Raw genomic sequence first — 22,893 nt, 5'->3', positions numbered from 1 at the left:
TCAATATATTAAAAAGTAATTAATTTTAAATTCACGTTCTTCAATAAATCCAGAAAGATTAAAAATGACCAAATGTTTAAAAATATTCTTTTTGACGCTCACATATTTATTAGTCACTGCATGCAGTCGCGTGCCCGAGTGTGGAGATAACTTAGCTACTGAAGGGGTTGTCGAAGCTTTAAGTAATGCTATCGCAAAGAATACTGGAGAGGCAGAAAAAACAATTAGGAGTCGTATTAATTTAAAAATAGACAATGTAATCACTATTTCTAAAAACGAAAATGTAAAGGCATCAAGCTGTACAGCAAAAGCGCATTACACGTTTGATAAAAAAATGACTGAAATTTCTAGGTCCACAGATATTTCATCCGAATCACCACTCTCCAAAGAGTTTGGAAAAATTTGGAGAAAATATAATGATTTGCCGATCAAAGAAGATTTCGACATAGAGTTGAAAAATTTTTATGAGGCAGATGCTAACAAAAATAAAGTGAAAGCAGCAGAATATTTGCGTGAATTTAATCGCAGTTATGGGCTCGACCCTAATACTGACGCGATGATTGTAATCATGCAAATAGCTTCAACTGGCACACAGAATTCCATAGAAATCGAAAGAAGATTTAATTCTTTGCAAAACGTATTAAATACCGTGGACAATGAAACTCGATTAATTGACTTCGATGTTGCGTTCAATATTTCCAAACTAGATAAGGCTACAAATGGAAAGAATTTTGATATAAAGGTTCAATTTGAAAAGAACACCGTACAGGCGATTAGATCATTCGAAACTTATGTTGAAGCAATTGGCAGTGCACGAAAAAAAATCGCTGAAACACCAGTCAAAACACTACCCAGTGTTGCTTCTGTTAGCGCAGACAATCAGATCGCTTCTTCAGCGTTAGTAACAACAGTTGTCGCAGAGGCGCCGACTCCGACTCCAACACCGACGCCAACACCAACACCAACACCGACGCCAACACCAACACCAACACCAACACCAACACCAACACCAACACCAACACCAACACCAACACCAACACCAACACCAACACCAACACCTATCGCTCAAACTGCATCGACAACAATAATTAATACACCAAACGCAAGTTTTGATTGTGCCCGAGCAATTGGTGTACGCGAAAAGCTCATTTGCTCTAATGTGGAAAGCGCGGAATCGGATCGAAAAATGGCTGAGGTTTTTGTAATGGGTACACACACGACAAAAAATTTATCGAAGTGGAGGCAAGATCAACGGGAATGGTTAAAAAATACGCTAAACAATTGCAGAGATGCGACTTGTATTATTGATTCGAATAAGGCGAGGATGAAAATTCTTTTGGAAACCGCTAACCAGTAATATAGCAACTGAGGTAACAATGATATTGTTTTGACTTATAGATAAATTTTTGGCCAGGAATAAATTAAATGATGAATGGATGGTATTTTAAGGTGACGATCCCGTCCCTAAACGGTGGCGATGGAATATCACAAATTTATTTTGTGGTGAGTGATCAAGAGGAGCTAGCAGTCGCAATGCTTATTGCAAAGGTCGGTGATGGCTGCAAAATAGAAATTGAAAATATTTTGGAAAGCTACGAAATCGGTGATTCAGAAGATAAAATTTTCCTAGTCGAAACTTGCAAGCCAGCACGGGAGAAGGTTGTGCTAGGCACATGAGCCTAATATTAATCAACAACTAAAAGGGGCGGCACCGCAATTAATTTTTTGTGATGCTCCTTTTTCTCAATTACTAAGCCAGCAACTCCAATCCATTTCGATCAACCAAATTTAGCAATTTTAATGACGGGCCGTTTGGATGTTTTGCCCTTACACCAATTTTTGCACCTTTTATGGGCTGGTATTGAGATAAGCGGCGAACAGCGCTTCGCTGGCTTTAAAGCGCAAGCGCAATTTCTTAATCGTTCTTCAATGCTTCATTTTAAGTAAACTGCAAAGCCTTTACTGGCGCAGTATTTTTAGACGGTAGAACTATTTTTTGTTTCTAAGTTCGCGATTTTTTCGCATGAGTGGGCATACGGTAGGATTGCATCCTTGGATCATAATGTGTTCGTTTGCTTGCAGGGTTGACCCGCCCGCCATACCAGAGCGAACGCCGTAACCCAGTCATAAGACCCCTCAAAGTTCAACTCCCTTAGGTCCTCGTGACGCCGCTTCAAAATTGCACCGCTGTTTGCGTGATTTGACATTCTCGGTCTTTAGCATCTCCATAGCTGGAACGCATACTTGTCGATTGCGCTGAGTGTGCGCCTGTCGGGGTAGGACGGCTCTATGGTTTCCGAGCGAAGGTATCGCCGGACGATGCTTTTTGAGATGCCAAGGCGTCCGACGATTTCTCTTAGTGGGACTTGGTCGCGAATGTGCCAGCGTCGAATAATGCCTAGTAGTACCACGTCGATCACTCCAATTCCTCACTCAACGTCTGAGCAGGATTGTGTCTTAAACGTGCGTCAGTTTTGTGTGCAAACTATGCGGCAAAGTGGGTCACTTTTAGTTGCAAATCAATACCGTGCTGTATTAATTTTTAAAATGAACCTGACCCTTTCGATTGCATGAAGTACGTTCGTGTAAAGTACGTACAAACAACGAGCATTTTTGTCCACGAGCTGCTGATAGAAGATCGCAGCTAAACGGATGTCGATTCAATTAAAAAGGAAAACCGATTTTGTCAAAAATAACGCAACATTTAATCCTCATGGCCTCCTACAACGAATGGATGAATTCGAAAATAGTTGATGCGGCAGGAACCTTGTCGGCTGAGGATTTGGCAAAGGACAATGGCGGATTTTTCCGGTCCGTCCTCGGCACCTTAAATCACATCATGGTAGGAGACATTTTGTGGTTAAGACGCTTCGCTACTCACCCGGCTAACTATCAAGAATTGAATCCAGTATTAGGCCTTGCGAAGCCCGAGTCGCTTGATCAAATTCTGTTTGTTGATTTCGCAGAATTGTCCGCACAACGAAAGATGCTGGACGTAGCAATTTCGAAATGGGTTAGCTCCATCAACGATAAGGATTTAGACCATGTCCTGGCTTACCAGCGTAAGTCAGGCGGCGAGTGCAGAAAAGACTTCTACGGATTAATCATGCATTTTTTCAATCATCAAGTTCATCATCGCGGACAGATAACAACGATGCTGACCCAAGCGGGGATCGACGTTGGTGCGACAGACTTGGTGTTGTTAATCCCTGATGAAGTATAACTCGCAGATAGCTTGGATCTGGTCTCAGGCTGACCAAAAACAGCCATCCTGGTACTGCGTGAATTGGGTGCTTAATTGTCAGTTTTTATATGGCAAGATACACTATAACGCCATGTCCTATATTCATCGTCTATGCATACCGAACGCCTTTTTATCAGACCTTTTACCGTAGATGACGCAGAGGAATTTATGCCGCTGGCTTCGCATCCTGACATTTTGCGTTTCACGGGAGAGCGTCCATTGGAGTCGCTGGATGATGTTCGTCAAACTCTTTTGAATCGCTCTCTACGCGATTATACGGTTCACGGATTTGGCCGTATGGCCTGCATCGAAAAAGAGTCTGGGCGCCTTGTGGGATTCAGCGGCCTGAAGTATCTGGAAGACCTCAAAGAAGTCGACGTCGGATATCGGTTTCTTCCAGATTGCTGGGGCAAAGGCTACGCGACTGAGAGCGCTTTGGCGCTCATGCATCATGGCGTTCGCGAGCACAATCTCAAGCGAATTATCGGATTGGTTGAGCCCGCCAACAACGCGTCGGTTCATGTATTGAAAAAGCTTGGGCTAAAGTTTGAGCAGAAGATAAAACCTGAAGGATGTGTCGGGGATATGGATATGTATGCTATCGCTATTTTGTCTAGATAAATTAGTGTTGCCTTCGTTAGATACCACCACTTTTTCGCAATTACTATCATGTACGAACAAATATTTAGAAATCTACCAGGAAACCCCAATTGGGAAGGCTCGTTTTATGAAACCTTGACTGAATATGGAAATTGGTCTGTCGATGAGTTCTGGAAACTCCACTTAGATTTAATTGAGACAGCAAAGATTGGTGGTTCGGCTGTGGTCATCAGTAGAGAATTGGCGTGGGGCGTCGTTACACTTTACTCAAAAATCTTCAATTTAATTTCTGCTCATTACAACATGAATGATTCGTTCCAGATCAAGAATTTGGCTCCAGACGAACTCATTGCTTTCACAGAGAGATTTCAGCATGCAATGCTTGGAGTGTTCTCTGGCGAAGTGCTTCCGGAGTCTTCGTATGATCTAATTAATCCACTTATTGTTAATGTCTAAGAAAATATGATATCGAGTGGGTCTGAATTTAGGAGAACCTTACTGATCCAGACTAAGTTGAAAAACCAGAATGGATTAGCGTTCTACAGACGGCAAAAAACACAACGGGTATATTCGGTCGAAATGCAAATTGAATTCTAGATTTTATATAGTCGCTAACATAATTCGCCCCAGAACAGACGGCCATTCTCGCAGGGACTTTTTTCAATGCTACGACATACTCTTAGCAATGATTTTGAGGTTGTGGATAAATTCCTCATTTGACTAAACGTTGACGTTTGTTGGGATTTGGCACTTTTAGCCTTTAGTAGACAGGTACGAAATTTGATCAACTTAAAAAAATTAGAAGAGCTAGCCTCTGACGTCTCTGTGCCTCCTGGCGTGCGCAGAATCAGCTCAGCATTGGCCGCTGCTATCAATGATTGGCCTACTCGTAACGTAGATTCTTTGGAGCTCTTTTTATCAGAGCTAAGGCAAGATTTCGGCGAGCTGTCTAAAGCAAATATTTGCATCAAAATGAATTCCATGACAGACGCTTGGAAACTTGAATCACTCTCTGAACTATTGGGAGCTTGGAATGGGGTGGATGAACATATAAGGCTTGACGACTTAGTTCAGCAGATTATAGGACATTAAATTCATGGACAGGAGCGGATCCTCAATCCAAATATCAAACGATATTAACTTATGAAAATTAACCGTATCTCGGCACTAAAATATTTCCCCGGCCAAACTTGATCAGGCATAGGGTTAGCAGATTTTTGTGTCGTAGGTGGCGTATTTTATCTTCTACTTGTCGCTACTTCGGGTCGCTGGAAAATTTGGTTTGGTAGTTGATTGCCAGTTAGCGCTGGCCGAACAATAGTTTAAGCATAATCTGCAATGTGCCTTCAAAGAACATCTATCGTTTAGTTTTCGGAAACTAAATAAGTTAGGCGAAGACATGTCACGAGGCTCATTCAGAGCAAGATTAACCGTCTCTGCAATTTGTCCTGCGGAATTTATTCGCGCAGTCGCTTGTCGTCACTGATAAGAGGCTGTAGGCTTGATCATCCGTTACATTAGTTCTTAGGTTTGCTCATTATTACCTGCTTCTGAGAAACTCAGATGACCGATTTGGGGAGAATAAGCCGACGTGCGGCATGCGCGACTTCATTCGTTCCAGCCAATCAATGCAAAGGCGACCCATGAACTCTCCTAACTCTCCTTTATCCTCCGGCTATTCCGGCACGCCTCTGGCAAAAAAACTCGGTATCAAAGAGTCGCATCGCTTGTACGTGATGGACCCGCCATCTCATTACCTGAGTCTTCTTGCGCCGCTCCCGTCTCTGGTGGAGTTTGTTACTCAGCCTGATGTGCAGGTTGATCTGGTGCATGTCTTTGTGACGCAAAAAGAAGTATTGGCGCCGCTTTTGGCGGCTTTTCGCGGTACGTTGAAACCGGATGCGGTTATCTGGGTCTCCTGGCCGAAAAAAGCGTCTAAAGTGCCGAGCACCGTGACCGAGGATACGATACGTGAGTTCGCTTTGCCTGTTGGCTTCGTCGATATCAAGGTCTGCGCCGTCGATGAAGTCTGGTCTGGCCTCAAACTTGTTCTGCGTAAAGAGTTGCGTTGAGCATCGTCATCTCAAGATCGGAAAGTTGAAAAAAAGCTATCCAATCCTCCGGTGTCATTTAGTTAATTAATTTGCATTGTCATTTTTATCATCTAATGTGAAGCACGTCAGCGGGCATTTGTGCAAGCTGGTGTTCCAGAAATTTTTTTCACGAGGAGATTGTGATGACAAACGACATATCGAACCAAAAATTACGCGGTTCGGAAAAACTATTAAGTGCCTGGAAAAACCGGACACTGACTGAGGACTCGGTACGCGAAATTGCCCGTGCTCTCGACGAGTCGCCTGCCCATGTGCTGGGTGCCCGCGTCGTCGGTGGTAGCAGCGCAACCGGTGTGCAACTGTCGCTCAGCTATGCAGGCGACGATACGCCACGCTGCGGCAACGATATTTTGTTCTGGCTGAAATGGCATCGCATGCATGGTGGTGAGGTTCATCCGCCAAAAATCATTATCGACGGCACACCTTTTCCGGATCTGGTCAGGATGGAGCTGAACTTTGGCGATGTCACGCCGGGTTTGCCAGAGATACAGGATATCGGGGCAAAGCTGGGCCGTAGCGGCAGCTTTGGCGGCTGATGGCATGATGACGACCGACATACATCTCGATGCGCATTTCGGTGCGCAATCCGGCGGACAGTTATTCGAAAGCCCGACCGGCATTGCGCCGGTATTGCAGGTGCATCCGACCCGCCGCTGCAATCTGGCATGCGCGCATTGCTACACCTTGTCTGCGCCAGCGGTGAGTGAGCAACTCGATTGGGATGTGTTGTCGGCATGTGTGCAAGATGCGGCGCTGCTGGGTTACCGGCAGCTTGCCGTGTCCGGCGGTGAGCCGCTTTTATACAAGCGATTACCGGACTTGTTGAAGCAGGCACGCGCACTTGGCATGCTGACCAGCATTACCACAAACGGCATGCTGGCGACACCGCAACGCTGGTCGCAGATTAGCGATCAGCTCGATGTGGTTGCCATATCGATTGACGGCACCGAGGCCGAACATGACCTGATGCGCGGCCAGCAAGGTGCCTTCGCCAAAACATTGTCACATCTGGCCGTGATACGCGCGTCCGGCGTAGCCTTTGGCCTGATCTTTACGCTGACGCAGCACAACGTCGATAGCCTTGAGTTCGTGGTACAGCTCGCCGCACAGCAAGGCGCCCGCAGTGTTCAGGTGCATCCGCTGACCTTGTATGGGCGTGCGGCAGCAAGCTTAAGCGATGCCAGACCGGATGGACTCGAATTACTGGTCGCCATTGCAGAAGCAAAAAGAATCGGACAACAACTCGGCGTTGCCGTCCATGTCGATGCTATCAGCCTGCAACAACTCAGCGCTTATCATCGTCATCTGGTCCCTGCTTATCCGCTGGCGAACATCACCGACGCCGCACCTATCCTGATTGTGCAAGCAGATGGCGCGGTGCTGCCATTGACGCATGACGTTGACCATCAACTGTGGTTAGGATCCTTATATCAAAAGAACTTAAGCGGACTGGCGCAGGACTGGATGCAACACGGCGTTGCAGACCGGCTGGTGCAGGCTTGCGAACAAACCTGGAATGAACTGAATCAGCATGACCGCGCTGACCATGCTGACAACGCTGAACCGACCACTGAAATCCAGCACACTGCCGTCTACTGGTATGACGAAGTGGCTGCACGCACGCGTACACGCAGCAACGATAAGCTGTTTATGCTGCGTGAAATACAAGCGGCATAAAAACTGATTGCCGGCAGATGCTCATCTGGGTTTTCGCGCAAGCCAAGATCTCTCATCACAGAGATACGGAGACATCGAGACACAAAGAAGAGGCCGGAGAAAACGGTTCCATCGAATATCAATATCAAGAGAACTTCTAAAACGAATCCGCAAGCGGAATGCGCCTGTTGGCACGAAAAACCTTTGAAAGCCGCATCCAGCCTGCGGATTCAATACGGGGAACTTCTAAAAACTCTGTAATCGATCTTCCAAAGAATCACTTACTCCTGCTTTTCTCCGTGTCTCGGTATCTAGGCGTATCGGCGTCTCTGAGGTGAGCGGTCTTGATTTTTTACGCACGTCCTCTCCGTTCTCAACTTTTGCGGTGAATCGACGCTAAAAATCTGTCAGGGCAGAGCAGCATTCAACTAGAATAGTTGCCCATGTCATCCCATCACTTTTCCCCTCTCCGTTATAGCATTCGTGCCGGATTATTCACGCATCTCGCGGCGCTGGAAAAGGCTGGTTTGCCCGCTGCACGGGCTTTTACTTTGATCAGGTTACCGTCGGGTGCGCAAGCTCGCGTGGACGCGACCCGCAAGTTGCTGGCGCGGGGCAAAGACATTGCGACTGCGGGTCAGCAATCCGGTTTATTCAGCGATCTCGAGGCGCAACTGCTACGCGCTGCCGTCAGCGCCGGTAGTCCTGCGACAATGTACCGACGGCTGGCAGAAACCTACACCGAAAAAGACCGGCTGCAAAAAGCCGTGAAAGCCCGCATGAGGATGCCGCTGCTGGTACTCGGCCTGGCCTTACTGGTGCAGCCTTTACCGGCCCTTGTCGCAGGTACGATCAGCAAGGCCTCTTATCTATGGAGCGTGTTGCGCCCGTTTCTGCTACTTGCTCTCGGCCTCGCAGGCTATCGTTTTTTACTCAACTGGTCAGATGGTAACGCCGGCTCTGCATTGCGTCATAGCGTAGAAAAAGGTCTGATCAACTTGCCAGTGCTTGGTGCGATGCATATCAGGCGCAATGCCAGAGATTTTTTTGAAAGCCTGGGCTTAATGCTTGAGGCTGGGCTACCCGTATTCGATGCCTTACCCCAAGCCTGCAATACCATCAGCAATCAGCTTATACGCGCTGACTTTTCTCACATCCTACCCCGCCTGCAACAAGGCATGACGCTCGCAGACGCCCTGGCTGCGTGCCGCTATCTGGGAAGCACCGAGGCGATAGGATTGATACAGACAGGTGAAAGCAGTGGCACTTTACCTGAGATGATATTGCACCATGCGAACAGCGAAACAGCCGCGCTATCGGCGTTGCAACAGCAAATGGCCGACTGGTTACCGAAAATATTTTACGGCGCAGTCATGTTGTGGATGGCGTATAGCCTAATCGCCGGGCGTGCGTTTATGCCACACGCTGAATAATTTTTCCAGATTCAAGTTTTATCTTTTTCACATTCGTGCTCAGAAAATTTCTGGGCACAGCCAAGTATTTTGTCGCCGGATAAATAAAACGACGTCTGAAAATATAATTAGGTGATTAAGAAGTAAACGTGTATATTCCGCCCTGTACTTGCATCAAGTTGTCATATTGTTGGTCCCAATTCTGCATGGCTGTTCCTCTAGTCGTTCTGTTTTACTTCCTCCGGTTTCATCTCTTGGTTTCAAGTGCCTCTCAGGCAAGCTAGCCTATATTTAAAATAAAAGGAAATAACATGAGCACGCAAACAGGCATAGTCAAATGGTTCAATGATGCTAAGGGCTTCGGCTTTATCACACCAGATGCAGGTGGTCCGGATTTATTCGCCCATTTTCAAGACATCCAATCTTCCGGCTTTAAGAGTCTGTCAGAAAATCAACGCGTTTCCTACGAAGCTGCTGTTGGTCCTAAAGGCGACAAAGCTGGCAATATTCAAATTCTTTCTTAATTGATGGCAGCGGCGATCACTGGTCGCCGCGCAGCAGATTAAGTAGTCGTCTTGCGGTGATTATCTTTAATCAGTAATACCGGCCGCTGGCACTATGCAGATAGCATGGGCTGGCGGTGAAAAAAGATTGTCACAGCAAGACAAAGATTTCACGAGTTAGAACAAGATCGTAAGCTTGATTTCTAATGCGCAGAGGAATTCTTACCGGCCAGTAGCACCACGCAGATAGCATGGGTTGTTGGGAAATGGTTTAGTTCTTCAGTGAGTTGTCACCGCAGCGAAAATTCGTACTGGCATGATGTCAGCGCTGATTTTCAAACGTGCATCAATTCTAACCGGCCGTGCCAGTGAGTGATCGGTGGCACCGGAAAGTGGTTTAGTTGATTTGTGAAATAAAAACATTCGTTCTACCGTCAACATATTCGCAAGAATATGGATAAGCAGTAAAAAGCGACTCAATCCGTTAATGGCACCGCGCAGATAGCACGGGTTGTTGACCTGGCCAGTGGCACCACGCAGATAGCATGGGTTGCTGGTGAGTCGTTGCAATGAATGGTAAGCCCGCTTTTGGCGGGCTTTTTGCGTTTTTAGACGTGAAAAAAACGAAGCAAGAAGCGAAGCAAAAAAACCAAGCAGAGAATTGCTAAGGCTATTTTGCTGCTTCTTTTTCTTGCAGCGAGCGCCACATGACTTTGCCGGTACCTGACTTAGGCAGACTGTCGACGAATTCTACAAACTTCGGTACCTTATACGCCGCCATTTTTTCATGCGCCCAGGTCATGATGTCTTCGGCGCTGACTTCGACGCCGGGTTTTTTGACGACGACGGCTTTGACGGTTTCACCACGGTAGGCGTCGCGGGCGGCGATGATGCAGCATTCTTGTATTGCGGGATGCTGGTACATCATGGATTCAACTTCGGCTGGCCAGACTTTAAAGCCACTGGCATTGATCATGCGTTTGAGCCGGTCGGTAAAAAAGAAGAAACCTTCTTCATCCATATAACCTAAATCACCGCTACGGAAGAAGCGCTTGCCATCAAGGTCGGCAAACGATTCCCTGGTTTTTTGCGGATCGTTCCAATAACCTTGGAAGACATGCGGGCCGTTGATCCATATTTCACCGGTCTCGCCCTGCTGTACTTCTTGCAGGGTCGTCGGATCGACGATGCGTGAGTCCGTGTTGAAGTGTGGAATTCCCAGGCACTGTTGTTTCATGCGTTGCGGCGGATTCAGGTGGGACGGTGCCATTGTCTCTGACAAACCATAACCTTCCATATAGGTTTGACCCGACAGCTCTAGCAGCTTTTGTGCGATAGCCGCTGGCATTGCTGCGCCGCCGCCTGAGACCCGGTTCAGACCGGAAATATCGTATTCGGCGAGTCGTGGATTCGACAGGAAGTCGATCATCATGGACGGTACTAGCGTCCAGTTGGTGACCTTGTAGCGCGTGATGAGTTGACCTGCAACATCGCGGTCCCAGCGCGGCAGTATGACCAGCGCGCCGCCGCAAAAGATCATGCTGTTCATCACCGATTGCATGCCGGTGACGTGAAAGAACGGCAGCACCGCGAGGGCAACATGGGTCGGTACGATAGAGCCAGACCAGACCGGACTGGCCGCAATATTAAACATCACCGAGCGATGCGTGTGGATGCAACCTTTTGGCTTGCCGGTAGTACCTGAGGTGTAGGGCATACACGCCAGATCGTCGGGTGTCGCCAGATGCGGGCCAACTTGATGCTCCGCCTGACTGCCTTGCGCAATTGCGTCTTTCCACGTGGTGACGCCTGTTTGCACGGCTACATCACGCGGCGCGCGGACAAAGTCCGGTACCGTCAGTGTGGTGTCTGTGGTTAGCTGGTCGGAGTAGGTGGCGACCACCGCATGTTTTAGCCTGGTACTGCCAACCAGAGGTTGCAGGCGTGAGAAAATTTCTTGTGACGCAATCGCGACTTTCGCACCGCTATCGTCGATGTAATGGGCAAGTTCATCGGTCATCAGCATAGGATTGACCGGCACCACCATTGCGTCGGCGCGCATGATCGCGTAATACGCAATGATGAACTGAGGTGAGTTCTGCATATCGAGCAAGACGCGGTCGCCGCGTTGTACGCCACAGGCCTTTTGCAGATAGCCGGCCAGAGCCAGCACTTCTGCATGCAGTTGCGCATACGTCAGTACACTGTCATAAAAAATAATCGCAGGTTTGTCTGGATAGCGCAGGGCAGCAATGTGCAGATTGGTATAGACGCTGGTTTCCGGTGCGATCAGATGATATGGCAGACCAGGTGGCCAGTGCGCATAGTGCTTGGTGTTCATGTCTTGTCTCCGTTCGGATTTTGCTTTTAGAGTGCTGCCCCTAAGTCCCATTTTGGCACGAGCGTTCGCAAATTACAACGACGTATTCATATCGCCCCGGATGGCTGGCCGGAATGTAAAAAATCTTGGCCTGGCAAGCCTTGGGTTTAACTACAGATCGATTAAAGTTACAATGAAGTAGCTAATAAGTAGCTAATAAGTAGCTAATTAGCAGCAAACAGCTAGCTAACAAGCAGCAAACTTTTAAGACGGAGTCTATGTGGTGTCAGTTTTTTTCCGAATTTTCGCGCTCATTTTATTGATTAGTGTCGCTGCATGTGGTGGCGGCTCCTCAGGTTCTGGCAGCGGCGCGAGCAGTTCGCCGATTGTGATTGCATTTGCCGGCCCTGCTTCGGTGAGTACCGGCGATCCGCTGACTTTTACTGCCAGCGTCAGCAGCAGTGCGGCGGCGATTAGTTCGGTGACCTGGCGCGTAGACGCCTTGACGCTGGATGCCACAGCCTTAGCCGCCTCGTCGAATACCGATTGCAAAGTCGCGACCAAAAGCACTTCAGGCAGCGACTGGAGTTGTGTCGTTAATCTGACCCCCCCCGCTAAACTCACTGCAGATTACACTTACAAACTCACCGTTACAGTGGTGGATGCTAAAAATAATTCGACGTCCAGCAGCACGAACCTGATCGTGCGTAAAGAAGCCTCAGTCACGCTGAATCCGGCGGTCAAGGTTGCAGCGAATTCAGAAGTGACCTCGGGCAGTAAGGCAACGCTCAGCTGCAGTGGCAACGGCGGCACGACGAATACCGGCGTGTACGCGTATCAATGGGTGATCAGCGATGCGGCGAATTTGACGCTGAAAATTACGTCTGCAAGCAGCGCCATAACCGACTTTACGGCACCTATCGTGACGACGCCAACCGTGGTCAAGTTTGAATGTCGTGTTACCGATGATAAACCGAGAACCGGTACCGCCATTCAGACGGTCACGATTAATCCTGTCATCAAGCCGACCATCGTGCCGATTTCGTATAGCGGTGGCGTAGCGCAAGCGGGTGCTGCCGTATCACTGGATGGCAGTAAAACCATGCGGTTTGATGTGAATGGCAATCAGGTCACGACCGGTGCGATTTATTATTTATGGACACAAAAATCAGGACCTGCCGTGAGCATTGTCAATGCGAACAGTGCGATTGCTACAGTTGCTTTGCCTAGCGATATCGTGACCAAGACTACCTTCCTGTTCACCTTGAACGTATCGAATGCGCCTATCGACGCCAGTGGCAACTCGACTGAGCCGGTACAACAGGTAGATGTTGTGTATTTTGTCGATAGTCTGCCGCCACTGTCGATTACTTCGTATGTACCGACCCAGACCGTGGCGTCCGGGAATAATGTCACGCTGACGGCGGCTACACCATCTGCTGCGACGGGACATACGGTGTATTACAGCTGGACCCAGATCTCAGGACCTGGCGTCGTGCTGGCGAGTGCCAGTTCTAGCAATGCGGGTTTTATTGCCCCGACGGTGACCTCGAAGACCTTATTGGTATTTCGCGTCAGTGCGAGTTATCAGCCGATTACGACGGCAAACCCTGGCTCAGTGTCTACGGATGTGTTGGTGCAGGTGACGCCGTAATGCATTGACTCGACAGGGATCCCGACGGGGACACTGAGAATGGCAATCATGCGTCTCCCGAACACTGTTTTAGTTAAATTGTTTTTAGTTCTGCACCGGCTTTAGTTCTTCCTCAGCGAATCGGGATGGTTTTTTAATCCCAGTTCGCGTTGTCTGGACAAGGTTCTGGTGGCCACAAAAATTTCGCGCAGAAAATACACAAAGCTGCCGATCAACGCGAGAATGCCACCGACAAATAGCGCGGCAATCAGTTTGTCCAGACGCAGATCCGTCGCATCCCCCATAAACAAGGTCGCAATGACCAGACAGATCAGCAGGCCGCATGCGGTACTCAGCGTGATGGCGCGGTTGATCAGGTGAGAACGTTCATAGAGTTCATTCAATTCTTCACGTAGCCCTGGTTTGTCGATGGCGCTGGCATCGGCTTGAAAGACATCTTCCAGGCGGCGTGAGCGGTCGATAATCCGCGCCAGACGATTCGTCAACACGGTGAGGTTGGTACCCACACCAGTGAGTAAAAATACCGGTGCAATCGCGAGCTGAATAATATGGCTGACATCGCCTAGTTGTAAGTTGATCACAGTGATTCCGTGTAGTGGTAAGACGGTTGAAGACGATGCGCAATTTTAGCAGCCTTGAGTTTGCATCGTGCTTTTGCTGAGCCAGAAGGCAAAAAATGCTGACATTACGTGAATAAGGTGCACAGCACCCACAGCACCCTCAGTGCTAATACCACTAATCCCTGGCGTCATTCATCGAACGACCAATGCGCCCGTCATGAGTCTGTAACATCGTACAACTAAGATACCTCTTTCCTAAGACCTGTTGACCAACGGCAACTAACGGTAACCAATAGCAACCAAAGAGGTATTCACATGCAAGACAGATTCACGACCCGACAACTCCCGCTGCTACCTCTGACATCTCTCGTATTGGCAATCAGTACCGCACTGGCGCTGGCTGGCTGCGGTGGCAGTACAAATCAGGCGGAAGTCCCGTTGACGATTCCAGCCGCGCCGCTTGATCAGGGCTTTGTGGATACGGCACCCGTTGCTGCATCGGTACCGGCTTTTGTTGACAATGTTGCGAGCAATCAGCGTGGCGATGCGCGTTATGCGACGCTTAGCACCAACGCCGGGGTGCGCGTACTGGCTGGTTTTAAAGATATCTGGCAACCACTGACCGAGATCGTCGATGCGGGTGTCACGGCTCCTGCGGTCGGAAGTTTTCCTGCTGTCGTGCCTTCAGTCTGGACAGGTTTGCCAAATGATGGCACTGCGGGCGGCACGATACTCAATACGTCCGTCCATAATGCGAATATCCAATACGTTGTCGCAGCAACGCTTGCGCGTACTTCGGCGCAAGAGACCGCAGCCTATCTCGATGACCGTCGTGGCAAGGGATATAGCGTGACCGATGGCATGGGGCCGCTGACAAGCGCCTGGCGCACAGCCGCACAGCAGACCACCAGCATTACCGCAATTGCAGCAGATGCCACCAGCGTTTTGTATAACGATAGCGGCAACAATATTGGTGTTGGTGGCAGCGCCAATGCGACATTTGGCAACGTGGTCGATTTCATCGGTCTGATGAGTACCAATGGCTCAACCGAACCAGCCAAGCGTTTTTATAAATACGCCCGCCCTTATCGCTGGAGTACCAGTGTTGTCGTTGTCCCTGCTCTGGTGCCGGCAAAAAGCGCAACGCCCGCCACAGACGGTGGTTTTACCAGTGGCCATGCGGCGGAAGCGACACGCGATACCGTCGCAATGGCCTACGCCGTACCTGAGCGTTTTCAGGAAATTCTGACCCGTGGTCTGGAGCTGGGTGAAAACCGTATTCTGGCCGGCATGCACTCACCGCTAGACGTCATTAGTGGTCGCATACAGGGACAGGCCGTCGTTGCCGCCAATCTGTTTGATTCTGCCAATGCCGCAAAAAAAAGTGCGGCAGTCGCGCAGGCACATAGCGCGCTGATCGCACAGACCGGCACTAGTGCTGATACGTTTAACGCTTTTGCGCATTCCGCTAGCGTGGACAACGATCGCTTTGCCGACTATGCGACTAACAAGGCAAATTATCTGCGTCGCATGACCTATGGTTTTGCACCGGTTGGCGCGACTACGGCACCCGCTGTTGTACCGAAAGGCGCAGAGGTCTTGCTGGAAACCCGCCTGCCTTATCTAAGCGATGCACAGCGTCGTGTGGTGCTGAAAACAACCGCGATTGCATCGGGCTATCCGGTGATGGACGATGCCGAGGGGTGGGGGCGACTGAATTTATTTGCGGCGGCTGATGGCTACGGCACGTTCACCGGCAATGTGGTGGTGCTGATGGATGCGAGCCAGGGTGGCTTCAGTGCAGCAGATAGCTGGCGCAACGATATTTCCGGTACGGGCAAATTGATCAAACAAGGTAGCGGCGTCTTAAAATTGACAGGTAATAATAGCTGGACCGGCGGAACAGAATTAACCGCTGGTGTGCTGCAGGCCGATGCAACGTCGGCCTTAGGTAAGGGCGATGTGTATGTCAGCGGCGGTACGCTGATCACTAACGCGGCGGCTGCGGTAACCATTACCGGCAAATACACGCAACTGAGCGGTTCAAGTCTGGAGCTGAATGTAGGCAGTGCCCAGCAAGGCAGACTGACGGCCACCGGCCTGGTCACGATTGCCGGCGGCACGCTGCATATCAAATTCCAAAGCCCTTATAAGCCAGCGGCGGGCGATACGTTGACGATCATTAATGCCGCAAGTTTTAAAGGCAAATTCACCAGTGTCGTCGTGGACGGTTTTACGGCAACACCGGTCTATACCGACACCGGAATGCAAGTGCGTCTGGGAAGCTAACAAGGTCTGAGAACTCATTTCGCCACGTCATCGGACCGCGGCGAAATGAGTGCTGATTTGCGCAAGCTCAACTGACTGCGAAGCGGTTGTCGCATCTTTGTGCCGTGATGCACACATTTGTGCAAAATCCGACATACTCCTGACTATCTGCACTCTATCAGGGGAAATACATCATGGCTGAAACCATTCGCATGCCCGCCATCTTTTTTGGTCACGGCAGTCCAATGAATGCGCTGGAAGATAATCGCTACACCAAGGCCTGGCGCGGCTTTGCCGAACGCTTCCCGCGACCGCAAGCGATTCTGGCGATCTCGGCGCACTGGACCACTTATGGCATCGGCGTGACGGCGATGGCCGCACCGCCGACGATCCATGATTTTGGCGGATTCCCGCAGGCATTGTTTGACATGCAGTATCCGGCTCCCGGGGATCCAGCGCTGGCAGCCAAAATTGCGGAGCATCTGGCGCCTCTGCCCGTGCAGCTTGATCAGCAATGGGGGCTTGATCACGGTACCTGGTCGGTGCTGGTCAAGGCGTATCCGGCTGCCGATATTCCGGTACTCCAATTGAGTCTGGATATGAATCAGCCTGCGGCCTTCCATTTTGAGCTAGGTAAAAAACTTGCGGCCTTGCGCGAACAAGGTGTCATGCTGATCGGCAGTGGCAATGTCGTGCACAATCTGCGCCGTATGGATCCGCGTTCAAATGGGTATGACTGGGCGATACGGTTTAACGACGCGATGCGTCAGGCGATGCTGGACGGGGATTTTGATCAGGTCGTGAATTATCAGACACTGGGTCAGGATGCGAGTTTGTCGGTGCCTACGTCGGAACATTTTTTACCGCTGCTGTATGTGCTGGGCGCTAAATCTGCCGATGATAAACTGGAGATCGCAACCGAGGGGATGGAACTCGGGGCGATCAGCATGATGTCGGCTCTGGTGTCCTGAGCCGCGGAGATAGCTTAGCAGAAAACAGGATACTCCCCTGTTTTCCTCGTTAAATATGTCTTAGTCCGCACTGTTTATAAGCGGATGCTATAAATACTAGATAGGAGTATCTAATTTTAATATCTAATATCTGTAGCATTGGTATCGCGATTTATTTGAGTTTGAAGAATTGCTATAACGCTGGCTTAGCCGGTAGTATCAGTTGCACTTCCAGCCCGCCTTCGCGCAGATTTTTCAGTTGTACGCTACCACCATGTTGCTGGGCGATATTTTGTGCAATCGTCAGACCAAGACCGGTACCGCCGGTATCGCGTGAGCGCGATGTCTCGGTGCGATAAAACGGCTCAAACACTTTTTCTAACTGATCCTCGGGAATGCCGTTGCCGCCGTCGCGTATCAGTATGTGCATGAGTTTTTTACCGGCCTCATTGCTGGTCTCTAAACTCACTTTGGCGAACTGGCCGTATTTCACGGCATTGTCGATCAGGTTGGTCAGGCAGCGGCGCAGAGCCTGTGGTCGCGCCATGACGGTGATGCCGGATTTGCCGAAAAAGCTCACGTCCTGCCCCGCATCCGCGGCGTCGCTACAGACGCTGTCGAGTAGCGAATCAAGATCCATCGGGCGCAGCGCTTCGTTGCTGTCCATGCTGCGCGCCAGATCCAGTCCTTCTTTGACCATGGTTTGCATTGCCGATAAATCGCCGATCAGCTTATCGCGCAATTCGGTGTCGCCGACTTTTTCCAGACGCAGGCGCAAGCGTGTCAGCGGGGTTTGCAAATCATGTGTGATCGCCGCCAGCATGTGCGTGCGCTGCTGGATGTGCTGGCGTATCCGCGACTGCATCGAATTAAACGCTCTGGTCGCCTGCAAAATTTCAGTCGTGCCATTTTCTGGCAAAGCGGGACGGTTGATGTCGTTACCCAGATCGGTCGCGGCCTGCGCCAGTTGTTTTAAAGGTCGTATCGTCATCCGCGATACCAGATAGGCCAGCACGGCAATACTCAGCAGGAACAGCAGCAAATACAGCACGAAATCCGGCCGCAACGGCGGCAAAGGACCGCGTGGTGGTAATACCGTCAGGCGCAGAGCGGTACCATCATGCAGGGTAATGCCCAGTTCTTCACAGGGGCCGCGTGTGGTGCGCGCTTCCGCTGGCAGATTGGTGCATCCCTCTGAATTTGGCGGCAAAGACAGCACGCGAAAAGTCTTGCCCAGCCGTTCGCTCAATGCCGCTGCATAGGCCGAACGCGGTGCCTCGGTCGAACTCGTTATCGGCAGGTTCGTCACGCGCAAACCCAGTCGTGGTGCCGTCGTCAGGAATGCTTCACGGCTAGCTTCGGGCAAGGCATCCATCGCCAGCACCAGTTGTTCGGCACGTTCTACCGCACGTGAATCGCGAAATTGTTCGATCGTCTTTTGCCGTTCGCCGAACGCCAGCCACCAGGTCAATACCGTGGAACTCACGACACCGAGAAGGAGTATGCCGAAGATGCGGCTAGACATCGATTTCATGATCTTCATGCGCCGTGTTCCGCAGTGACGGTGACGGATAAGACATAGCCGCCGTTACGCACGGTTTTAATGATCTGTGGAGATCGCGCATCCTCGCGCAGCTTTTGGCGCAGACGGCTGATCTGAATATCGATCGATCGGTCAAATGGATCGGCATCGCGGCCGTGCGTCATGTTCAGCAACTGATCGCGGTTCAGAATCCGGTTCGGATGATCGAGGAAAATAGTCAGCATACGGAATTCAGCACCCGACAGAGCGATGACCATATCGTCAGGACTAATCAGATGGCGTGCGGTCAGGTCGAGTGTCCAGTCGGCAAATTTCAGTCGCTGAATCTGCTCACCGTTACTGCCTAGCGAAGCAGATTGGGTACGGCGTAATACACTGCGTATGCGTGCCAGCAATTCGCGTGGCTCAAAAGGTTTTGGCAGATAATCATCGGCCCCCATTTCCAGTCCCAGAATCCGGTCCAGCGGTTCGCTGCGGGCGGTCAGCATGATCACCGGCATACTCGACTTGGCGCGCAGGTTGCGGCACAGAGTCAGTCCGTCGTCGCCAGGCAGATTCAAGTCGAGTACCACCAGATCGATCTGGTTATTGTCCAGCGTAGTCCACATAGCATTACCATCGGCGGCCATCATGGTGCTGTAACCATGTCCGTCGAGATAATCTGCCAGCAGGCTGCGGATGTCACGATCGTCATCAACGATCAAAATTTTGCTTGAAGTATCCATGGTTCTCATTATGACCGTCTGAAGTTAGCGTAGAAATGGATTTTGTATCGACTTGTTATGATAAACCCTTGTGGAAACAATGCGAAACACGCGGGTCGCCTATTCACCCGGGTTGTTACAGTGCGATACAAAGCAGGTAGGTACCGACACTTGCCGGTTACATCATTGATCCAACATACGTTCCATGTGCAGGGCACATAAAGTTTGCGATGAACACCAGAGCGTTATTGCAAAGTAAGGCTCACCCTATTCACTGGCAAACTTTGACATCAATGCATCGATACCCATGCATCCAATTACCACGTGAGGAACGAATGAAAACAATGAAAAAACCACTGATGCTCGCTTTGACGGCAATCTCTTTGAGTATGACCAGCGCTGTGTTTGCGCAGTCAGCACCTGCTGCCCCATCAGCCCCGCCGCCATCGCCATCTATGCATGATAAAGGCGCCATGGATCATGCCAAGTGGGGCGAAAAAATGCAAGAGCGTATGGCCAAGCACCAGGCAGAACTGCATGACAAGCTGAAACTCAGCGCAGCACAAGAACCTGCCTGGAAAACTTTTATCGACGCGGTCAAACCACCGGCAGGCACGCCGCCAATGCGCCCAGATCCTAAAGAAATGGACAAATTAAGCACCCCAGAACGTATGGAAAAAATGCTGGGCATGATGAAGGATCGTCAGTCCAAAGCCGAAGCGCATCTGGCGGCTTTGAAAACTTTTTACGGCGTACTGACTCCGGAGCAGAAAAAAACTTTTGATGAAAGCCATCGTCACATGCATCACCGCATGGGCGGCGACATGGAACATGGGTTGCGTCGTCCTATGGGACAGGACGGCAAACCGGATCAGCCGATGATGGACAAAAAATAAGCGGGAATCGCTGGCAAACATGCCAGCAAACCTTGTTAAAAAATTCGTCAGCGCTGGTGTTGAATCTCACTCGTTCTTGCTAGCCGCTGAATAAAAAAACTCCACCAGGCTGCCGCATGCGGTGTTTTGGTGGAGTTTTTATTTGGTCGGAAGAACTTTGCCTGACCGGATGGGCGAGCTTTCTAGCTTCTCTCCGGCACACTACAACATCATGCCAACGGACGCCAGAGAAAAGCCGGTGCAGCTTTTAAGCCAGATCGAAACGGTCCAGATTCATTACCTTGGTCCAGGCGGCTGCAAAGTCATTGACGAACTTTTGTTGCGAATCGCCTGATGCATACACTTCTGCCAAAGACCTTAGCTGCGAGTTAGAACCAAAGACCAGATCTACTACGGTGCCAGTCCACTTGATGTCACCCGTACCAGCGCTTGTCCGGTCGCGGCCTTCCAGCACGCCCGCCGACGTGGCGGACTTTTGCCATTTCGTACCCATATCGAGCAGATTCACGAAGAAGTCATTGGTCAGAGTCTCTGGTCGCTTGGTGAACACGCCGTGTTTTGCATGCCCGACATTCGCATCCAGAACGCGCAAACCGCCGATCAGCACGGTCAGCTCGGGGGCAGTCAGCCGCATCAATTGTGCTTTGTCTACCAGCAGCTCGGCCGCATGTGCTTCAAGACCTTTACGGATGTAATTGCGGAAGCCATCTGCAACCGGTTCCAGCACCGCGAACGATTCGACATCGGTCTGATCCTGTGAGGCATCCGTACGACCTGGGGTGAACGATACTTTGACCTCATGCCCTGCTTTTTTAGCCGCAGCTTCTACCGCAGCAGATCCGCCCAGCACGATCAGGTCAGCGAGAGAAATTTTCTTGCCGCCGGATTGCGCCGCATTGAAGTCGTTCTGGATTGCGTCGAGTTTCGCCAATACCGTTGCCAGTTCTGCCGGTTGGTTGGCTTCCCAATCCTTTTGCGGTGCCAGACGAATACGTGCACCGTTCGCACCGCCGCGTTTATCGCTGCCGCGGAACGTGGAGGCAGATGCCCAGGCGGTATTCACCAATTGGGAGATCGACAGGCCAGAGGTCAGCAGCTTCGCTTTCAGTGCTGTGATGTCCTGTTCATCGACCAGTTTGTGATCCACGGCCGGAACCGGATCTTGCCAGATCAGTTCTTCTTTTGGTACCAGCGGGCCGAGGTAACGGGTGATCGGTCCCATGTCGCGATGTGTCAACTTGAACCAGGCACGGGCAAATGCATCCGCGAATTCGGCCGGGTTTTGCATGAAGCGGCGTGAGATTTTTTCGTAAGCCGGATCCATGCGCATCGCCATATCCGCTGTGGACATCATTGGTGCGTGACGGATGGCGGGATCATGGGCATCGGGTACGGTGCCAGCACCAGTGTCACCTTTGGGTTTCCATTGATGTGCGCCGGCAGGGCTCTTGGTCAGCTCCCATTCATAGCCGAACAGCGTTTCAAAATAGCCGTTGTCCCATTTGACCGGATTTGGCGTCCATGCACCTTCCAGACCGCTGGTAATGGTGTGTACACCTTTGCCACTGCCAAAACTGTTTTTCCAGCCCAGGCCTTGTTCTTCAATGTCCGCACCTTCTGGTTCTGCGCCGACATATTTACCCGGGTCAGCTGCGCCGTGAGTCTTGCCGAAAGTATGACCACCTGCGGTAAGAGCGACGGTTTCTTCGTCATTCATCGCCATGCGGGCGAAGGTGTCACGGATGTCGCGGGCTGAACCGAGCGGATCTGGATTGCCGTTCGGCCCTTCAGGATTCACGTAAATCAAGCCCATCTGCACGGCAGCGAGTGGATTTTCCAGATCCCGGTCGCCGGTATAACGCTGGTCGCCCAGCCATTTACCTTCCGGTCCCCAGTAGATGTCTTCTTCCGGTTCCCAGATATCCGGACGGCCACCGGCAAAGCCAAAAGTCTTGAAGCCCATCGATTCCAGTGCCACGTTACCCGTCAGGACGAACAGATCTGCCCATGACAGATTGCGACCGTATTTTTGCTTGATCGGCCAGAGTAAGCGACGTGCCTTATCCAGATTGCCGTTATCAGGCCAGCTATTCAACGGTGCGAAGCGCTGCGAGCCGGAGCCTGCGCCACCGCGACCATCGGCGATACGGTAAGTACCCGCGGCATGCCATGCCATACGGATGAAGAAGGGACCATAGTGACCATAGTCGGCCGGCCACCAGTCCTGTGAATCTGTCATCAGCGCGTTCAGGTCTTTGATGACGGCGTGCAGATCCAGGTTTTTAAAGGCTTCAGCGTAGTTAAACTCTTCGCCCATAGGGTCAGATTTGGCGGAGTGCTGGTGCAGGATATTGAGTTTGAGTTGATTTGGCCACCAGTCCGCATTGGCTGGCGCACCTCTGGCGACCGTGTTTTTAGCGGCGCCACTTGAGAAAGGGCATTTTGCTTCGTTTGACATGCGTATCTCCT

General features: G+C 50.6%; 21 protein-coding genes. 15 read left to right on the top strand and 6 right to left on the bottom strand.

Features of this window, described 5'->3' with window-relative positions:
* The first annotated feature begins 64 nt into the window (after positions 1-64).
* The 11 genes from ACO0K4_RS03240 (at position 65) to ACO0K4_RS03190 (ending at position 9,550) form a co-directional block, all read left to right on the top strand.
* Complete coding sequence (locus ACO0K4_RS03240; RefSeq protein WP_422955155.1) at positions 65-1,357, top strand: lysozyme inhibitor LprI family protein; 1,293 nt, start codon at positions 65-67, stop codon at positions 1,355-1,357.
* A gap of 68 nt (positions 1,358-1,425) precedes the next feature.
* On the top strand, positions 1,426-1,677 hold the full coding sequence (locus tag ACO0K4_RS03235) for a hypothetical protein (RefSeq protein WP_422955154.1): 252 nt from the start codon (positions 1,426-1,428) through the stop codon (positions 1,675-1,677).
* Positions 1,678-2,713: 1,036 nt separating this feature from the next.
* Positions 2,714-3,223 carry a DinB family protein gene (locus ACO0K4_RS03230; RefSeq protein WP_422955153.1) on the top strand — a complete coding sequence of 170 codons (510 nt, stop codon included), beginning with the start codon at positions 2,714-2,716 and terminating at the stop codon, positions 3,221-3,223.
* A gap of 132 nt (positions 3,224-3,355) precedes the next feature.
* The gene (locus tag ACO0K4_RS03225; RefSeq protein ID WP_422955152.1) at positions 3,356-3,865 is read left to right on the top strand and encodes a GNAT family N-acetyltransferase; all 510 of its coding nucleotides are present in this window, start codon (positions 3,356-3,358) and stop codon (positions 3,863-3,865) included.
* A 48-nt stretch (positions 3,866-3,913) separates the two neighbouring features.
* A complete protein-coding gene (locus tag ACO0K4_RS03220; RefSeq protein WP_422955151.1) occupies positions 3,914-4,300 on the top strand; it encodes a hypothetical protein in 387 nt (128 codons plus the stop codon).
* Positions 4,301-4,624: 324 nt separating this feature from the next.
* On the top strand, positions 4,625-4,936 hold the full coding sequence (locus ACO0K4_RS03215) for a hypothetical protein (RefSeq protein WP_422955150.1): 312 nt from the start codon (positions 4,625-4,627) through the stop codon (positions 4,934-4,936).
* Between the two features lie 551 nt (positions 4,937-5,487).
* On the top strand, positions 5,488-5,916 hold the full coding sequence (locus ACO0K4_RS03210) for a DUF3052 domain-containing protein (protein ID WP_422955149.1): 429 nt from the start codon (positions 5,488-5,490) through the stop codon (positions 5,914-5,916).
* Between the two features lie 164 nt (positions 5,917-6,080).
* Entirely contained in the window at positions 6,081-6,494 is a 414-nt protein-coding gene (locus ACO0K4_RS03205; RefSeq protein WP_422955148.1) for a hypothetical protein, read from the top strand.
* Positions 6,495-6,498: 4 nt separating this feature from the next.
* Positions 6,499-7,635, top strand: a complete 1,137-nt coding sequence (locus ACO0K4_RS03200) for a radical SAM protein (protein ID WP_422955147.1) — start codon at positions 6,499-6,501, stop codon at positions 7,633-7,635.
* A gap of 422 nt (positions 7,636-8,057) precedes the next feature.
* Positions 8,058-9,047 (top strand): type II secretion system F family protein, encoded by a 990-nt coding sequence (locus tag ACO0K4_RS03195; RefSeq protein ID WP_422955146.1) that lies wholly within the window; start codon positions 8,058-8,060, stop codon positions 9,045-9,047.
* A gap of 290 nt (positions 9,048-9,337) precedes the next feature.
* The gene (locus tag ACO0K4_RS03190; protein ID WP_262837176.1) at positions 9,338-9,550 is read left to right on the top strand and encodes a cold-shock protein; all 213 of its coding nucleotides are present in this window, start codon (positions 9,338-9,340) and stop codon (positions 9,548-9,550) included.
* Positions 9,551-9,808: 258 nt separating this feature from the next.
* Here the strand turns inward: ACO0K4_RS03190 and ACO0K4_RS03185 are convergent, their stop codons facing one another.
* Positions 9,809-10,099, bottom strand: coding sequence for a hypothetical protein (locus ACO0K4_RS03185; RefSeq protein ID WP_422955145.1), 291 nt, complete (start codon positions 10,097-10,099; stop codon positions 9,809-9,811).
* Positions 10,100-10,199: 100 nt separating this feature from the next.
* Positions 10,200-11,870 (bottom strand): long-chain fatty acid--CoA ligase, encoded by a 1,671-nt coding sequence (locus ACO0K4_RS03180; RefSeq protein ID WP_422955144.1) that lies wholly within the window; start codon positions 11,868-11,870, stop codon positions 10,200-10,202.
* A 262-nt stretch (positions 11,871-12,132) separates the two neighbouring features.
* Between ACO0K4_RS03180 and ACO0K4_RS03175 the strand changes: the two genes are divergently transcribed.
* On the top strand, positions 12,133-13,503 hold the full coding sequence (locus tag ACO0K4_RS03175) for a PKD domain-containing protein (RefSeq protein WP_422955143.1): 1,371 nt from the start codon (positions 12,133-12,135) through the stop codon (positions 13,501-13,503).
* 101 nt (positions 13,504-13,604) lie between these two features.
* On the opposite strand, the gene ACO0K4_RS03170 is transcribed toward ACO0K4_RS03175, so the two are convergent.
* On the bottom strand, positions 13,605-14,081 hold the full coding sequence (locus tag ACO0K4_RS03170) for a DUF2721 domain-containing protein (RefSeq protein WP_422955428.1): 477 nt from the start codon (positions 14,079-14,081) through the stop codon (positions 13,605-13,607).
* Positions 14,082-14,378: 297 nt separating this feature from the next.
* Between ACO0K4_RS03170 and ACO0K4_RS03165 the strand changes: the two genes are divergently transcribed.
* Positions 14,379-16,352, top strand: a complete 1,974-nt coding sequence (locus ACO0K4_RS03165) for a phosphatase PAP2 family protein (protein WP_422955142.1) — start codon at positions 14,379-14,381, stop codon at positions 16,350-16,352.
* A gap of 173 nt (positions 16,353-16,525) precedes the next feature.
* Positions 16,526-17,302, top strand: a complete 777-nt coding sequence (gene ygiD / locus ACO0K4_RS03160) for a 4,5-DOPA dioxygenase extradiol (protein ID WP_422955141.1) — start codon at positions 16,526-16,528, stop codon at positions 17,300-17,302.
* 172 nt (positions 17,303-17,474) lie between these two features.
* On the opposite strand, the gene ACO0K4_RS03155 is transcribed toward ygiD, so the two are convergent.
* Positions 17,475-18,824 (bottom strand): ATP-binding protein, encoded by a 1,350-nt coding sequence (locus ACO0K4_RS03155; RefSeq protein ID WP_422955140.1) that lies wholly within the window; start codon positions 18,822-18,824, stop codon positions 17,475-17,477.
* Entirely contained in the window at positions 18,821-19,549 is a 729-nt protein-coding gene (locus ACO0K4_RS03150) for a response regulator (protein ID WP_422955139.1), read from the bottom strand. Before ACO0K4_RS03150 ends, ACO0K4_RS03155 begins: the two co-directional genes overlap by 4 nt.
* Positions 19,550-19,863: 314 nt before the next feature.
* Here ACO0K4_RS03150 and ACO0K4_RS03145 point away from each other — a divergent pair, with 314 nt between their 5' ends.
* The gene (locus ACO0K4_RS03145; protein ID WP_422955138.1) at positions 19,864-20,424 is read left to right on the top strand and encodes a Spy/CpxP family protein refolding chaperone; all 561 of its coding nucleotides are present in this window, start codon (positions 19,864-19,866) and stop codon (positions 20,422-20,424) included.
* Between the two features lie 247 nt (positions 20,425-20,671).
* On the opposite strand, the gene katG is transcribed toward ACO0K4_RS03145, so the two are convergent.
* The gene (katG, locus tag ACO0K4_RS03140; protein ID WP_422955137.1) at positions 20,672-22,882 is read right to left on the bottom strand and encodes a catalase/peroxidase HPI; all 2,211 of its coding nucleotides are present in this window, start codon (positions 22,880-22,882) and stop codon (positions 20,672-20,674) included.
* Positions 22,883-22,893 lie beyond the last annotated feature (11 nt).

This window comes from Undibacterium sp. RuTC16W (genome assembly GCF_049339445.1).
GTDB lineage: Bacteria > Pseudomonadota > Gammaproteobacteria > Burkholderiales > Burkholderiaceae_D > Undibacterium.
Note: the sequence above shows the minus strand (reverse complement) of the source record. Positions and strands in the feature narration are given on the sequence as shown.

Bases quoted from the DNA above. Each gene is read 5' to 3' on its own strand.
- ACO0K4_RS03205 (WP_422955148.1), top strand. From the start codon at position 6,081: ATGACAAACGACATATCGAACCAAAAATTACGCGGTTCGGAAAAACTA.
- ACO0K4_RS03220 (WP_422955151.1), top strand. From the start codon at position 3,914: ATGTACGAACAAATATTTAGAAATCTACCAGGAAACCCCAATTGGGAA.
- ACO0K4_RS03195 (WP_422955146.1), top strand. From the start codon at position 8,058: ATGTCATCCCATCACTTTTCCCCTCTCCGTTATAGCATTCGTGCCGGA.
- ACO0K4_RS03225 (WP_422955152.1), top strand. From the start codon at position 3,356: ATGCATACCGAACGCCTTTTTATCAGACCTTTTACCGTAGATGACGCA.
- ygiD (WP_422955141.1), top strand. From the start codon at position 16,526: ATGGCTGAAACCATTCGCATGCCCGCCATCTTTTTTGGTCACGGCAGT.
- ACO0K4_RS03155 (WP_422955140.1), bottom strand. From the start codon at position 18,824: ATGAAGATCATGAAATCGATGTCTAGCCGCATCTTCGGCATACTCCTT.
- ACO0K4_RS03150 (WP_422955139.1), bottom strand. From the start codon at position 19,549: ATGGATACTTCAAGCAAAATTTTGATCGTTGATGACGATCGTGACATC.
- ACO0K4_RS03230 (WP_422955153.1), top strand. From the start codon at position 2,714: ATGGCCTCCTACAACGAATGGATGAATTCGAAAATAGTTGATGCGGCA.
- ACO0K4_RS03145 (WP_422955138.1), top strand. From the start codon at position 19,864: ATGAAAACAATGAAAAAACCACTGATGCTCGCTTTGACGGCAATCTCT.
- ACO0K4_RS03235 (WP_422955154.1), top strand. From the start codon at position 1,426: ATGATGAATGGATGGTATTTTAAGGTGACGATCCCGTCCCTAAACGGT.
- ACO0K4_RS03190 (WP_262837176.1), top strand. From the start codon at position 9,338: ATGAGCACGCAAACAGGCATAGTCAAATGGTTCAATGATGCTAAGGGC.
- ACO0K4_RS03240 (WP_422955155.1), top strand. From the start codon at position 65: ATGACCAAATGTTTAAAAATATTCTTTTTGACGCTCACATATTTATTA.
- ACO0K4_RS03210 (WP_422955149.1), top strand. From the start codon at position 5,488: ATGAACTCTCCTAACTCTCCTTTATCCTCCGGCTATTCCGGCACGCCT.
- ACO0K4_RS03180 (WP_422955144.1), bottom strand. From the start codon at position 11,870: ATGAACACCAAGCACTATGCGCACTGGCCACCTGGTCTGCCATATCAT.
- ACO0K4_RS03200 (WP_422955147.1), top strand. From the start codon at position 6,499: ATGATGACGACCGACATACATCTCGATGCGCATTTCGGTGCGCAATCC.
- ACO0K4_RS03165 (WP_422955142.1), top strand. From the start codon at position 14,379: ATGCAAGACAGATTCACGACCCGACAACTCCCGCTGCTACCTCTGACA.
- katG (WP_422955137.1), bottom strand. From the start codon at position 22,882: ATGTCAAACGAAGCAAAATGCCCTTTCTCAAGTGGCGCCGCTAAAAAC.